The organism is Paenibacillus sp. OK076 (assembly GCF_900110055.1).
Lineage (GTDB): Bacteria > Bacillota > Bacilli > Paenibacillales > Paenibacillaceae > Paenibacillus.
The window spans coordinates 4,132,195-4,147,871 of record NZ_FOCH01000001.1 but is presented as its reverse complement, the minus strand read 5'-3'; the positions used below and the strand labels follow the sequence as shown (position 1 = coordinate 4,147,871).

5 protein-coding genes and 1 pseudogene are annotated in these 15,677 nt (G+C 51.7%); 5 read left to right on the top strand and 1 reads right to left on the bottom strand.

Going from position 1 to position 15,677, the window contains the following annotated elements:
* Positions 1–148: 148 nt before the first annotated feature.
* A pseudogene (locus tag BMY78_RS33785) lies at positions 149–487 on the bottom strand (Na/Pi symporter); the annotation flags it as partial.
* A 648-nt stretch (positions 488–1,135) separates the two neighbouring features.
* Here BMY78_RS33785 and BMY78_RS18560 point away from each other — a divergent pair.
* From BMY78_RS18560 to BMY78_RS18540, 5 genes are all read left to right on the top strand, one after another.
* On the top strand, positions 1,136–2,512 hold the full coding sequence (locus tag BMY78_RS18560; protein ID WP_090901649.1) for a class I SAM-dependent rRNA methyltransferase: 1,377 nt from the start codon (positions 1,136–1,138) through the stop codon (positions 2,510–2,512).
* A gap of 463 nt (positions 2,513–2,975) precedes the next feature.
* Positions 2,976–6,479: a helicase-exonuclease AddAB subunit AddB gene (addB, locus tag BMY78_RS18555; RefSeq protein ID WP_090901646.1), complete on the top strand. Its 3,504-nt coding sequence runs from the start codon at positions 2,976–2,978 to the stop codon at positions 6,477–6,479.
* Positions 6,476–10,795, top strand: a complete 4,320-nt coding sequence (gene addA / locus BMY78_RS18550; protein WP_090901643.1) for a helicase-exonuclease AddAB subunit AddA — start codon at positions 6,476–6,478, stop codon at positions 10,793–10,795. The genes addB and addA overlap by 4 nt, the downstream gene beginning before the upstream one ends.
* 71 nt (positions 10,796–10,866) lie before the next feature.
* Positions 10,867–12,051 carry an exonuclease SbcCD subunit D gene (locus BMY78_RS18545; protein ID WP_090901640.1) on the top strand — a complete coding sequence of 395 codons (1,185 nt, stop codon included), beginning with the start codon at positions 10,867–10,869 and terminating at the stop codon, positions 12,049–12,051.
* Positions 12,048–15,467 carry an SbcC/MukB-like Walker B domain-containing protein gene (locus tag BMY78_RS18540; RefSeq protein WP_090901636.1) on the top strand — a complete coding sequence of 1,140 codons (3,420 nt, stop codon included), beginning with the start codon at positions 12,048–12,050 and terminating at the stop codon, positions 15,465–15,467. The genes BMY78_RS18545 and BMY78_RS18540 overlap by 4 nt, the downstream gene beginning before the upstream one ends.
* Positions 15,468–15,677: the final 210 nt, after the last annotated feature.

Here is a 15,677-nt window from a genome sequence, read left to right as displayed (position 1 = left end):
CTGCCAGAAAGCCCCACCACAAGCTGTCGGCTGAGCGATCCAGAAACCACTGGAATACGCCCAACCTTCGCAGGGGTACGGCAATGGATTGCATCACTTGAATGCCTGTCATAACGAGGGCAAATCCGGCTGAAGCGAGAAAGCTGTATTGCATGGTAGACAGCGTCCGGCGTGTGCGTTCAGGAGCGAGCTGATTTCGTTCACCAAGCACAACTAAGACGGCCCAGCCTGTAAGTGACAAGGCAAGCAGAGGCAGGGAAACCCGTCCGATCTGCAGTCCGACCAGCTCGGTGGTCAGGCACGTCCCGATGTTGGTGCCGAGAATAATGCCAAGTGTGCGTCCGTAGCTAATTAATCTGGCGTTCGCGAGTCCAATGGTGAGCACGGTGACGGCGGTACTGCTTTGCAGCAGGGCTGTAGCGCCCGCACTGAAAGCCATGCCTTTCCAGGGAGCAGAGGTAGCACGGCCCAGCCATCCAGCCAACATGGGCCCGGCCATCCGCTGTAAGGCTGTTTCCATCAGCTTCATCCCGCCAAAAAAGATAAGAAGCCCGTATAGTAAGGGCAGCACAACATCTCTGAACATGAGTTAACATCATTCCTTCCGTGCATATCCTTATTCTCATCCTATGAGTAAATAAGGACAACCATGACAGGCTAACGGAATTCTGAAGTTAACAGCGTTTGAAAGACCGATAAGTTATCTTAATGGTCACCCCAATTACCGCGCCCCTATTCAAAAGATACGGAGACTCTGCAAACGCAGCGAAGGGGATGGAGTTGGAACTGTAGAAGCGAAGCATTCGCCCTTATCCTCGGATTTTTCCTATAGTGAAATGGAATCAAAAAAATCTGAGGGTAACAGCGATCGAAAGTCCGATCCATCCCCGAAGCGGACACCCCAATTACCGCGCCCCTATTCAAAAGATACGGAGACTCTGCAAGCGTAGCGAAGGGGATGGAATTGGAACTGTAGCAGCGAAGCGTTCGCCTTTGTCTCCAAATTTTAACCTTCTGAATAATAAATCAATAAAATTTGGAGACAACAGCGATCGAAAGTCCAATCCATCATCAAAGCGGTCTCCTTTGCACCAAACCTATCATTTCAACTAACTATGAAAGAAGTGGATCTATCTTGCCATCAGTTACACTGGAACGCAGCCGCAAAAAGCGGCTTGAACATGCACATCCATGGATATATAACAATGAAATCGCCTCTGTTGAAGGAAATCCCGAGCCGGGAGATCTGGTCAACGTAATGAATCACCAAGGTCGCTATCTCGCGACAGGGTACTATAATCCTGCATCTCAAATCACAGTGCGAGTCGTGGCCTATCAACCCTTGGAGTTTGAACAGATGGACACCGCGTTTTTTGCAGCGCGTTTCCGCGATTGCTTACGCCACCGGGAGCGTTTTATCCAGGATGGGGAGGCATACCGTCTTGTTTATGGGGAAGCTGATTTCCTGCCAGGTCTGATCGTTGACCGTTTTGGAAGCATTCTTGTTGTTCAATTGCTCACATTGGGAATGGACCGTTGCCGCGAAGCGATTGTACAAGCTCTAATTGAAGTGATGCAGCCGGAAGGCATCTATGAACGCAGTGATGTGTCCATTCGTGAACTCGAAGGCTTGGAGCAGACGAAAGGACCATTATATGGGGATTGCCCGCGTCATGTCACGGTAACAGAGAACGGATTACTCATTAAGGTGGATATCGTGGAAGGCCAGAAGACAGGGTACTTCTTCGACCAACGCGAGAATCGTGCAGCCATTGAACCACTTATGAAGGGTTGGGGTTACAAGAGTGGTATTACGCTCCAACAGACTGAGCAGGATGGTACGCAGCAGTTGCTTCCTGTGAATAAAAGCGGCAAGGTTGTGACGTTCCCTTATTGGGATGGGGCCACTGTGCTGGAATGTTTCTCCCACACAGGCAGCTTCACATTGAACGCCTGCAAATATGGAGCCAAAAAAGTAACATGTCTCGATATCTCAGAACATGCGATTGAAAGTGCACGTACCAACGTAGAGCTGAACGGTTTTACTGATCGGGTCGAATTTGTCGTTGCGGATGCATTCCAATACTTGCGTGAACAGGTGAAAGGCCTCGATGAGCGTAACGTACGTGCACGTGCTGGCGAACAGAAAGTGGATACGTCCAAAGCGCTTGCAGCCGGTGGTAAAACATTTGATGTGGTCATCCTCGATCCACCAGCCTTTGCCAAAACGAAATCAGCAGTCAAAGGCGCATGCCGTGGATATAAGGACATCAATCTGCAAGGAATGAAGCTGGTGAATGAGGGCGGGTATTTGGTAACGGCAAGCTGTTCATACCACATGCGTCCGGATCTCTTCTTGGAAACTATTGCGGATGCAGCCGAAGATGCAGGCAAAGTATTGCGTCTGATCGACTGGAAAGCAGCTGGTAAGGATCACCCACAAATTTTGGGGGTAGACGAAGGTCATTACCTGAAATTTGCCATCTTCGAAGTACGCAGCAAAAAGAATTAATCGAGCGATATCAGTATTGGATCGTTCATCTATTTTGGCAAAGAGGGGCTGTCTCAAAAGGAATTCCACTTCGCTCCATGCGCTAACGAACCTATCACATCTTAACAGGTGGATTATCAACGGTTGCCAGATTTAACGAACCTCAGTCACGCTATTCCGTCATCAAACGGTGTCAAAACATAAAAAATGGATCGAATCGCCGAAATAACGTCTCTGTGATTCGTTAGATCTTAGATCTGGGCTAATGGGAGCGCATAGCGTGTCTCAGGTTCATTAGTACAAAATAACGCTAACAAGGGATGTCCTCTGTCATATTCATGACTTATGGGATATCCCCTTTTTGCTATGCTCATGCAAAAGCTCTCTGGAATTGCCGGATAGTGGCAAACGTATGTTCCGAACCAAGTCAGATATGTTATACTGGGAATTAAAATCTTGTTCGTGATGGTTTGGAGGATTAAACATGTCCGTACGCTTTGTTATTGGCCGGGCAGGCAGTGGCAAGAGTGCGCTGATTACCCGGGAAATCACATCCCTGCTTCAAAAGGAACCACAAGGTAAACCACTGATTCTGCTAGTCCCGGAACAGAGTTCGTTTCGAACCGAACAGTCGCTGGTTTCTTCTGGTGCTATTAAAGGTACCATGCGTGCTGAAGTGCTTGGTTTTCGCCGATTGGCCTATCGGGTCATGCAGGAGGCAGGTGGTTCTGCCCGTATTCCCATTGGAGCTGAAGGCAAAAAAATGCTGCTCTACAAAGTGCTCCAGCGTCGTAAGGAAGAATTGAAGCTGTTTGGAGCATCGGGCAGTCAGCTGGGATTTATAGGAGATTTAAATGATTTGTACAGTGAGTTTAAACGTTATGAACTTGACCCTACTTCACTGGAAGAAGGACTTTCCGCAATGAATACTTCCTCTTCTGCACCGATTCTGGGAGACAAGCTGCATGACTTGCTTCTTATATACCGTGACTATGAAAAGGAATTAACCGAACTATATATCGATGATGAAGACACGTTGACTGAACTGACAGAGCGATTGCCGGAGAGTAGGTTGCTGCAAGATGCAGAGATCTGGATCGATGGATTTCAGGGATTTACCCCGCAGGAAATGAGTGTCATTGGAAGACTGATGCTGCAAGCTTCTTCCGTTACAATTGCATTGACGTTGGATCGTGCTTACGACCACGGCGCACTTCCAGGAGAATTGGAACTGTTCCATCCCACAGCAAGTGCATACGCACGTCTCAAAGGCATGGCCGAGGATCTGGGTGTCCTTAATGAGACAACGGTGCTTCAACCGGAAGTTTTGCCGAGATATGAGGGCAGTCCTGGACTGGCCCATTTGGAGGCTGGCTTTGATCGCAGAGTTCGCTGGAAGAGTGAGGGGCGTGATGCAGGTGTCCGACTTTACGCTGCTGAGAACCGCCGGGCTGAGATGGAAGGAGCACTTCGTGAGATGCGTCGTCTGGCGCAAGATGAAGGTGCGCGTTATCGAGATATGGCAGTGCTTGTTCGTCAGTTGGATACATATGCCGACATTGCTGAGCCCCTATTCAGGGACTATGGCGTGCCTGTCTTTCTGGATCGGAGAAGAAATGAACTACATCATCCATTATCGGAATTTATTCGTTCAGCACTCGATATCGTTCGCCGTCGCTGGCGTTATGAGGATGTATTTCGCTGTGTAAAAACGGATCTGCTGCTTCCTCGAGACGGTTCCATCACGCGTGAAGATATGGACCAGCTTGAAAATTATATATTGGCTTGTGGAATTCACGGATACCGCTGGACAGATGGCAAGCCATGGAAGTATGTACCCAGCCTTTCTCTGGAAGACAACGACCAGGATGTTCGCAGCCGGGGCCGGGAGCAGATGCTGTCCTTAATGGAAAAATGCCGAACGGTGATTGTTGACCCGCTGGGTACTTTTGAGAAACGAATGAGCAAGGCAAAGACAGCTAAAGACCAATGTGCGGCCCTTTATAGATTACTGGAAGATGCCGAGATTCCTTGGAAGCTGGATCAGATGTCTGCAGAAGCCAAGGCCCAGGGTGATCCGGAGCGATCGAGAGAGCATCGTCAAATGTGGGGTGCCGTCCTAGATCTATTAGATCAGATGGTTGATATGATGGGGGCCGAACGGCTGGATATCGATCTGTTTGCAGGGCTGATGGAGACCGGATTGACCGAACTGAAACTGGGACTCGTTCCTCCAGCGCTTGATCAGGTGTTGGTTGGATCGATGGATCGTACACGTCTTCAGGATATCAAGTACGTATTTATTCTGGGTGCAGTAGATGGTGAACTGCCTGCCGTGCCTCAGGATGATGGTGTATTAACCGAGCAGGAACGGCTGCTGTTAACGGAGAGAGGTTTGGGGCTTGGTCCCGGAGCAACAAGACAAATGCTGGACGAACGCTTTCTGATCTATTCAGCCCTGACCGCGGCGAGCAAGCAGTTATGGATGAGTTATCCCGTTGCAGATGATGAAGGGAAAACATTACTGCCCTCGGAAATTGTACGACATGTACGGAAAATGTTCGGTCTGCATGAGCAGCCATTGCTTGCCCAACCGCCGGTTACGGATGCTGAAGAGGTACACTGGTCTTATGTTAACCATCCTGGTCAGAGCCTCTCTTATCTCATTGGACAATTGCGAAGATGGCGCCGTGGAGAAGATATTCCTGAAATGTGGTGGGCGATCTATAACTGGCATGTCTCTCGGGAGACGAGCAGACCTCAGCTGAAACAATTGCTTGGATCGGTCTTTTATCGCAATCGGGCGTTACCTCTACGTACGGCTACTAGCCGTAGATTATATGGCACAGAGGTAAGGACCAGTGTCTCCCGAATGGAGCGGTTTGTGGCGTGTCCTTTCTCCCATTTTGCATCCCATGGGCTGCGGCTGAAAGAGCGCCAGCTGTACCGCTTGCAAGCTCCTGATATTGGACAATTGTTCCATGCTGCCTTGAGTCAGCTTGCGATGCGTTTGCGACAGGAGAATCGCAGCTGGGGCAGTCTGTCTCCGGATGAATGTCGGAAGGAAGCGGAGCACACTGTGGAGCAGATTGCACCACAGCTGCAGGGAGAGATTTTGCTTAGCACGAAACGATATGGTTACATCTTCCGCAAGCTGAAGGATATCGTTAGCCGGGCATCGGTTATTCTGGGTGAACAGTCCAGACGGGGAAGCTTTGAACCGATTGGGCTGGAGCTTGATTTTGGACCAGGCAAACCGCTGCCACCGCTGCGTTTTGAATTGGAAAATGGCTGTGTGATGGAGATCGTGGGTCGGATCGACCGCGTGGATGTGGCTGAAGGAGAGAACGGTCTGCTGCTGCGGGTCATTGATTACAAATCGAGCCAGACCGATCTCAAACTGCATGAAGTGTATTATGGCCTGTCATTACAGATGCTCACGTACCTGGAGGTGCTGCTTAGTGCTGCCGAGGAGTGGCTTGGAGAATCGGCGATGCCTGGAGGAACACTCTATTTCCATGTGCATAATCCGTTGCTTCAATCCGCGAATGGCATGACTTCTGAGCAGGCAGGACAAGAGCTGCTGAAACGGTTCAAAATGAAGGGCTTGCTGCTCGCGGACCGGGATGCGATCGCTCAAATGGACAATACCTTGGACAAAGGCTATTCAGCCATTATTCCGGTTGCACTTAAGGCAGATGGCAGCTTTTATAGCAGTGCTGCTGTAGCTACCCCAGAGCAATGGGATACCTTGCTTGCTTCAGTTCGCAGTAATATACGTGAGATTGGCACCCGGATTACGGACGGGGATGTGGCGATTGAACCTTACCGTATCCAGCAGGAGGTTGCATGCACCTTCTGTCCGTACAAGCCAGTCTGTCAATTTGATGAAAATATCGAAGGCAATGAATATAATCTGTTGTCCAAACCGGGCAAACAGCAAATCTGGGACATGCTGTCTCATGACAAAGGAGGGGAAACATCATGACGATTATGCCAAAACCGGAGGGAAGCTTCTGGAGTGATGACCAATGGAGTGCCATCTCACAGAGTGGGGAAGACATTCTGGTTGCTGCTGCAGCGGGTTCCGGGAAGACGGCCGTATTGGTTGAACGGATTATTCGTAAGATTGCAGACCCTTCCCGTGGATTCAGCGTAGATCGTTTGCTGGTTGCAACATTTACGAAAGCTGCTGCGGCGGAGATGAAGCAGAGGATACGGGAAGCACTGGAACGTGCACTTGAAGAGCAGCCTGCCGAAGAACATTTGCGCAAACAACTTTCACTACTTGGGCGGGCATCCATTACGACACTGCATTCATTCTGTATGGAGGTCATTCGTCGTTATTATCAGCAAATTCCGCTAAACCCGGCTTTCCGGATTCTGAATGAAAATGAAGCCGAGATTATGCGGCAGGAATTGTTGGAGCAGTTGTTTGAGGAAAAGTATGGGGAAGAAGATGAAGGCAGTACATTCCGCGAATTGGTGGATTGGTTCAGTGGGGAACGAAACGATGATGCCATGCATCGACTTGTGCAGCGTTTGTATGATTTCTCGCGCAGTCATTCCTGGCCGGATCATTGGCTTGCGGAGATGGCATCTGCTTTTCAGGTGGAAAGTGTCGAGGCACTTGGGCATTCTGCATGGGTTCAAAGTATTTTGCGTGATGCGGCTCTTGCCCTGAGTGGTGCGGCTGGTCTGCTGCGTCAAGGAATCAGCATATCGATGCAGCCGGAAGGTCCGAAACCTTATGCAGATACATTAAAAGAAGATTTGGCAATGGTCGAAGAGCTTCTGTCAGCTGTTGAGGTCATGCCGTGGGAAAGATTGCCTGAAGTGTTTCAGCCAGCATCTTTTGGCAAGCTGAAGCCTTGCAAAAAGGACCAGACGGACCCGGGGTTACAAGAACAGGTCAAGGAACTGCGTGAGGCTGCGAAAAAAGCCGTTACGGATCTGAAAGGGTCATTGTTTGGAAGAAGTGCGTTTTCTTTCTGGCAGGAGCTGGAGCAGGCGGCACCACTAATGCAGGAGCTATCCAAGCTGGTCAGTGCATTTGGAGAGCGATATCGACAGGCTAAGCAGGAACGCGGTCAGGTCGATTTCAGTGACCTGGAGCATTACTGTCTTCATATTTTGCGTCATGAGGATTCAACTCCCGAGCTGTCCATGCCTTCGGATGCAGCAATGGAATATCGGGCACGTTTCGATGAAGTGCTGCTGGATGAATATCAGGATACCAATACGGTGCAGGAAGATATCGTCAGACTGATTTCCAGAGAAAATCCAGGAAACCGATTCATGGTTGGTGATGTAAAACAGAGTATTTACCGTTTTCGTCTGGCTGAACCCGGTCTGTTTCTGAACAAGTATCGTCAATACGCAGCGAATTCGGATATGGAAGTGGACGTAGAGAGAGATTCATTGCATGCAGGAAGGCGTATTGATCTTGCACGTAACTTCCGCAGCCGTGCAGAAGTCGTCCATTCGGTCAATATGTTATTCAAGCAGCTCATGAATGAAGGGGTAGCCGAGATTGCCTATGATGAACGAGCGCAGCTCGCTTATGGAGCTACTTTCCCGGAAGAGACGCTTGGAGATGAGGCTTACACACCTGAACTCATGCTGATCGATCGTCAAGGCGGAGGACCTGATCTCACGGAAAGCACGGACGAGAATGGGGATGCGCTGCCTTCTGCTGAGCTGGAAAGTGCCGAGCTCGAAACCGCCCAGCTGGAGGCTCGGGCCATGGCTCGACGTATTCGTGAAATGGTTGGAGATACGGATAAACCGGCCCTTAACGTTTATGATAAAGCTCTCAAATCCATGCGACCTGCGCGTTACGGAGACATAGTTATTTTGCTTCGTTCTGCCCTGATGTGGGCTCCACTCATGATTGAGGAATTCAGACAGCAGGGTATTCCTGCCGGAGGGGAGCAAAGCAAAGGGTATTTCCAGGCGACGGAAGTGGAAGTGATGTTGTCCTTGCTGCAGATTGTGGATAATCCAAGGCAGGATATCCCGCTTGCTTCCGTGCTTCGTTCGCCGATTGTCGGACTAGATGAAGAGGAACTGGCTCAGATTCGCCTTGGGGACAAGCGACAGTCTTTCTATGATGCTGTTGTTTCAGCTACAGGAGCATTCACTAGTTCGTTGAATGTTTTCGGGCAGCATGGTGAGAAAGTTTCAAATTCGAATTCATCTGCAATCCAGCTGCAATGGCCCGAAGTCTGGTCAGAAATGGAACAGGGGCAGCGGGAGTCGGCAGTAACCGCCGAAGCAGACGTTATCGAACTTATACATGAATCCTCTGTACATGCAGATACAGATGAGCTTCTGGATGCTGGTATAGATGCAAGTATGGGTGGACGTATAAGCAACGATGCGGATAGGGACAACGGTACCAGCACAGAGCTGCAACAAAAGCTAATTCGCTTTTTGCGTCAGTTGGAACAGTGGCGGCTTGAAGCCAGACAAGGGAGCCTGAGTGAACTCATATGGCGAATGTACCGGGAAACGGGTTATCTGGACTGGGTTGGCGGCCTACCGGGAGGCATACAGCGTCAAAGTAATTTGAAGGCTCTGTATGATCGCGCTCGGCAATATGAGGAGGCAACGGCTAATCGTGGGTTGTTCCGCTTCCTGACCTATGTATCCAGACTACGTGAGAACGGGGGAGATCTTGGCACCGTATCAAGTGGTTCTGGTGAGCAGGACAATGCGGTACGCATCATGACGATTCACCGGAGTAAGGGCTTGGAATTCCCTATTGTTTTTGTCGGGGGCATATCCAAAATGTTCAATCAGCAGGATCTGAATTCGCCGTTTCTGATGCATAAGGAGCTGGGGTTTGGCCCGAGGTTTGTTGATCGTGAGAATCGGGTTGCCTATCCAACCTTGGCGAATCTGGCGATTCGTCGTCGTGCCCAGTTTGAGCTGCTTGCCGAAGAGATGCGGGTGCTCTATGTGGCTTTGACCCGCCCAAAAGAGAAAATGATTTTGGTCGGTACTGTGAAAGATGTTGTTAAAAAGGCAGTGGCTTGGTCTCAGATTAAAGACAGTCCGGAACGGGTATTGCCTGACTATCTGCTTGCAGCAGGACGTAGTTATCTGGACTGGATCGGTCCATCCTTGATGAGACATCCAGACGCAGCTTTGCTGCGTGAACTTGCGGGAGGCGCTGATTCATATGCTGCCTGTCTTGTGAATGATGAATCACGCTGGAGTATTTCTGTCATTTCTGCTGATCAAGTATCCCGGGAAATAGTTGTGGATCAGACGCTTGGTGAAGAAGACGGCATGACAGAAGTGCGGAAACATCGAATTGCTGCCCTAAAAGCAGTTGAGCCTGTTGAGCTGTTTCCTTCCTCCACTGAAGAAGAGATGATGGAGGATACACAAGATGCAACACCACGAGACATCAGTGAGGAAGATGTATTTACAATAGGTGAGCAAGAGGATATGCAGCTGCTTCGTGAAGTAGATAAGCGGCTTTCATGGACGTATCCTCATCAAGCAGCAACGCAAGTAGCTGCCAGCACATCGGTTACCGAACTGAAGACATTGCTAGCCATGCAAGACCATCAGTCGTTACAGATGATGGAGGAAGTTGAAGAACAATCTGAGGCTTCTGTGGATTCTGAGGGGTATGAAGTGAAGGATGGAAGCTCGTCCTTTAAATTGCATCTACGTCGTCCCAAATTCATGGAGGAGAAACAATTGACTGGAGCCGAGCGAGGAACGGTGTATCATACGTTGATGCAGCATCTTCCTGTAGATGGTTCACCCGTTGATTCGCAAATCGTTGAGCAGACACTTTTGCGGTTAGTTGAGCTCCAGATTTTGCTCCCTCATCAGGCAGAGGTTATTGAGTCTGATCAACTGGCCGGATTTTTCAATACAGAGCCTGGGACAGAACTGTTGCGTGCGGAGTGGGTGAAACGGGAGATCCCGTTTATTTATGGACTCCCGGCACATCATTCTCCTGCGGAATGGCTCCGTAATCTGTTACCAGATGCTGGCATGCAAACGTTGGAGGAAGACGGTAAGATGCAGGCATCACTTGAAAATGAGACCGTGCTGGTACAGGGGATTATTGACTGCCTGTATGAGGTGGATGGCGAGCTTGTTTTGCTCGATTACAAGACTGATCGGGTGTTGGAGCATCGGGGTGGACTGGACAAACTGACGGAAAACTATCGTTTTCAGCTGGAGCTGTATGCCCGGGCTATTGAGGATATTCTGGGTCGGAAAGTCGACCGGAAGTGGTTGTACTTTTTTGATGGTGGACATGCTGTGAAACTATAAAGTGAAATTTTAAAACGGTCGGATGGAATTTGTATCATCGGATTTTGCATGAGAGAGGGGTTGAACGGACGATGCGTATTTTGCACACAGGGGACTGGCATCTGGGCAAAACGCTGGAGGGACGGAGCCGGCTGCGAGAGCAGGAGGATTTTGTGGATGAACTTGTCAGGCTCGCGGATGAGCAGCAGGCAGATGCCATATTGATGGCTGGAGACGTGTATGATTCTGTAAATCCGCCTGCATCGGCGGAACAGCTTTTTTACGAGGCTGCGGCGCGTCTGACGGAACAAGGGAGACCTCTTGTGGTGATTGCGGGAAACCATGATCAGCCGGAGCGAGTGGCTTCGGTGACCCCGCTTGTGAACAGACAGGGAATTACACTTGTAGGTATGCCTACTTCAGAAGCAGTTACGATCCATGCCAAGCGAACTGGAGAGACTGCGCAGATTGCTGCATTGCCATATCCCTCGGAAGCGCGACTGAATGAACTGCTGACAACGGATGGGGACGAGAATGTGCTTCGTCAGGCTTACAGTCGCCGGGTCGGCATGTTAATGCAGCGTCTGGCTGCTTCTTTTCGTCCGGATACGGTGAATTTGGCAATGAGTCATATTTATGTTCTGGGCGGAGTGGAGAGTGATTCGGAACGTCCCATTCAGGTAGGGGGGGCCTATACGGTCGACCCTTCTGCATTGTCAACAGGTGCGCAATATACAGCACTGGGGCATCTCCATCGTGCGCAGGCAGTAAAAGGTGACGGTGTGATACGGTATAGTGGCTCTCCACTGGCCTACAGTTTCTCCGAAGCGGGGCAGAGCAAGTCCGTCACCATGGTTGATCTGGCACCAGGGGGTGCCGCAAGCGTGGAAGAAGTGCTGTTGACCTCCGGACGTCCACTTGTGCGCTGGAAGGCGCGTGGCGGTCTGGCTGAAGTTTATCGATGGCTGGATGAAGGGCGTGATCCTCAGGCTTTTATTGATATGGAAGTATGGCTGGATGACGCCATGTCTCTGAAAGAAATCCAGCAGCTCCGTAAGTCGCATGACGGGATCATCCATATCCGTCCGGTGTATCCCGAGATGGCAGCCGCAGGGCTTTTGGAGCAACGATCCGAGCTTCCGGTACATGAGCTTTTCCGCAAATTTTATCAGCGTCAGACAGGTGGGGCATTACCTGAAGACAGTCTGGTTCAGCTGTTCCTGGAACTCGTCGATGAGGACGAGCCAGGTGTGCGTGAGGAGGTCGAGGGAAATTGAAGCCGATTTTATTGAAAGTTGCTGGCCTGCAAAGTTATCGGGAGACACAGGAGATTGATTTTACCGTATTGACGGAAACGGGACTATTCGGCATTTTTGGTCCTACAGGCAGTGGGAAGTCTTCTTTGCTTGACGCGATTACGCTGGCGATGTACGGAAAAGTGGAACGTGCGGTTAACGGTACCCAGGGAATCATGAATCACGCGGAGGATTCGTTGTCCGTTGCTTTTACATTTGAACTTGTATCGGCAGAAGGGACAAGAAGATTTCGGGTGGAACGACGCTTCAAACGAAACAATGAGGTATCGGTAAGCAACACCATCAGCAAATTCATTGAGACCGTTAACGGAGAGGAACAGGTGCTGGCTGATAAACTGGCAGACGTGAACCGATGCGTTGAAGATGTAATCGGATTGAAAATGGATGATTTTACGCGAGCCGTTGTGCTTCCACAAGGTAAATTCGCTGAGTTTCTGTCACTGAAAGGCAGTGAACGACGGCAGATGCTGCAACGTTTATTTCATCTGGAGAAGTATGGAGATCAGCTTGCCATCAAGCTCAGTCGGCGGGTGAAGGACAATGATATGGTTCATCAGTCACTGGCTGCCGAGCAGCAGGGGCTTGGGAATGCGAGCAAAGAGACGTTGGCGGAAACGGAGCTTCTTCTTCAAGCTGCTGTGAAACAGTCTGAATTGTCACGCAAAACGCTTGATGAAGCGATGAAGGAAGCCGAGCAGCTCCGTAAAGTCCGTGAGTTAAGCCAGGAGCGCCGGGCTCGTATGGAGGAACACGAAAAGCTGAAAGCACGTGCACCACAGATCGAAGCTGGGGAACAATGGCTGAAACTGGCCGGGGCGGCAGACGCGATCCTCCCTTCATTGCAGACGATGCGTGACGCAGCAGCACAACAGAAGTTGCGTGAGGATGCAGCCGGCATTGCTCACCAGCAAGCGGTGGAACATGAACGGCTGTCTGTACTGGAAGCCGAGAAAGCCGAGAAGGCCCGTGTACAGATGGCTGAGGAAGAACCGAAGCTGCTGCTTCGATTGGAACAGCTGGAACAGGCCAAGGAGTTACAGCGGGAACGTGACGGGCTCCGTGAGGATCGTACACGTCTTAAACAGCTTCTGGACAAAGGGCAGGCTGAGCAGAGTGTCATCGGACAACAGCTGGAGAAGGAGAAAGAACTACAGCAGCGTGGCCGCAAACGGCGGGAAGAATTACAGGAAAGCCTCAAGCCGAATGAAGTGAAGTCCGAAGAACGCAGACAGCTGCAGGCTGCACTGGAATTGAAGCATCGATTGGATACTGCGGCGGAGCAATTGCGCCAAAACAAGGCTGAGATGGAAGCTAATAAGCAGTCGGCTGAACAGGGGGCAGACAGGCTGAAGCTGGCTGCCCAGGAAGAGAGCCGTCTGAGTGAACAGCGTCAGCATCTGATCGGAAAGGCGGCAATGGGTCTGGAGGCCTTGCTTGCCTGTGAGCAGGACATTGGCCGCGAACAGAGCCTGCTGGCCAAGGCGGAGGAGCAGCTGCGCGGAACCATGCGTGAGAAGGAGCTGCATCGGCTCTCCTCCGCCTTGCGCGCCGAGCTGCGCGACGGCGAGCCATGCCCGGTGTGCGGCTCCGCACACCACCCGCTCCCGGCGGCGCCGCCGGGAGAAGGTCCGCCCGCAGGCGATGCGGACCTGGAACTGCTGCGCAGCCTGCATGCGGAGCTGCAGGAGCTGCGCTTTGGGCTGCGCCAGCAGCTGCACGAACGTCGCAGCCTGCTGACGCAGCTTGGCGCTGCGGCCGGCGAAGCCCCGGCCGCAGCCGAGGCCGCGCCTGCGGCTGCGGAGCCGGAGTCCGCCGGTTCGCCCGTACACGGGCGCTCCCCGGCGGACTGGGCGGAGCGTGCCGCCGCACTGCGCGAAGCCGCGCGGGCGCTGGCCGCAGCCGCAGCGCCGCTGCAAGCGGAAGCCGCCGCGTTGCAGCAGGCGGCTTCAGGCGCGCAGCAGCGCCGCATGGAAGCGGCGGCTGCGCAGGAGGCCGGCCAAGCCGGACTCGCCCAGGCAGAGCGCCGGTTGGCCGAGAGCGAGGCCGCCGCAGCCGCATTGCACGGCCGCTGGGCCGCGGAACTGCCAGGCATCGCCCAAGAGCAGGCCATGGCCCTCCACCAGGCGATGCAGGAGCGCGACGCGCGCGCAGAAGACATCAAGGAACGGCTGAACAAAAGTGTGACGTTCCTTGAGGAAAAGGAACAGCTCGTACAGTCCCTCCAGCAGAAGCTGGTTGAGTTGGACAAACAGCTGATCCAGTGGCAAACGGAATGGCAAGGGAACAGCAAACAGCTCGCCGAGAAGGAAGAACGTTTGCGCCAATGGGTTGGCGAGCAGCGGGTCGAGGATTTGATTGCTGCGGCTCAGACTCGATTGGATGAGCTGCGGAAAATTGCTGCCGATTCAGCCCAGCGTTTCAAGGAAGCGGATGCGTTGAAACAGGAATCGGCCAAGAGGGATGTCATGGCTCATCAAGCAGCAGCCTCGGCAGCAGAGCATTTGCAGCAGGCACAGGAACGCTGGAAGCAATTGCTGGATCAATCGCCATTTGACTCCGAGAGTGCCGTTGTGGAAGCAGCCCTTCCTTCCCAGGAAGCAGAGCGGCTGGCGGCGGAAATTCAGCAGCATCGGGAGCGTGATCGTGAACTTGTTTCCCAATTGCGTGAGCTGGAACAAAAACTGGGCGGTGCTGTTGTATCCGAGGAACAATGGTTGGCATGCACTGAGCGACTGAAGCAGTCTCGTGCAGAGGATGAAGCGGCACTTAGAGCCAAGGCGCGTGCAGAACGGGATCTGGAAGATGTGCAGCAGCGACATGTTCGCTGGACGGAGTTGGAGAACAAACGGGTGGAAGTCAGCCGACAAGGTGAGATGCTTAGCAAACTTCAAGCAGCTTTCAGAGGTAATGCGTTTGTCGAGTATATTGCAGAAGAACAGCTGATGCAGGTCAGTCAGGCTGCTTCACAGCGTCTGCGCTTCCTGACCAAACAACGTTATTCACTTGAGGTGGATTCAGGCGGCGGCTTTGTCATCTGTGATGATGCAAACGGTGGAGTCAAACGTCCGGTGTCCACCTTGTCTGGTGGAGAGACGTTCCTGACCTCGTTGTCACTGGCCCTGGCTCTGTCTGCCCAGATTCAGCTGCGCGGCCAGTACCCGCTGCAATTTTTCTTCCTGGATGAAGGCTTTGGTACACTTGACCCTGAATTGCTGGATACCGTCATTACATCGTTAGAAAAACTGCATGATGACCGTCTTGCCGTCGGTATTATCAGCCACGTTCCGGAGCTGCGAGCACGCTTGCCACGCAAACTTGTAGTTATTCCAGCGGGCGAAGCCGGAGCTGGCTCTCGCGTAGTATTGGAAACATTATAGGAACTTGAACACAGAACACATACGATTGAATGACCCTCGGTTGGGATGCCCTCAGGAACCGGCCGTACAAGGTTGTTCCTGAGGGGGGATCTCTGATTGATTGAGTGTTGTTGGTTTGAATCTCATTATATATATTCGTTGTAACAGTTGAGTGAGATAGCTCACAGATACAGGTTCATCCTGTTGTTATACTACAGTTAAGCCGACAAA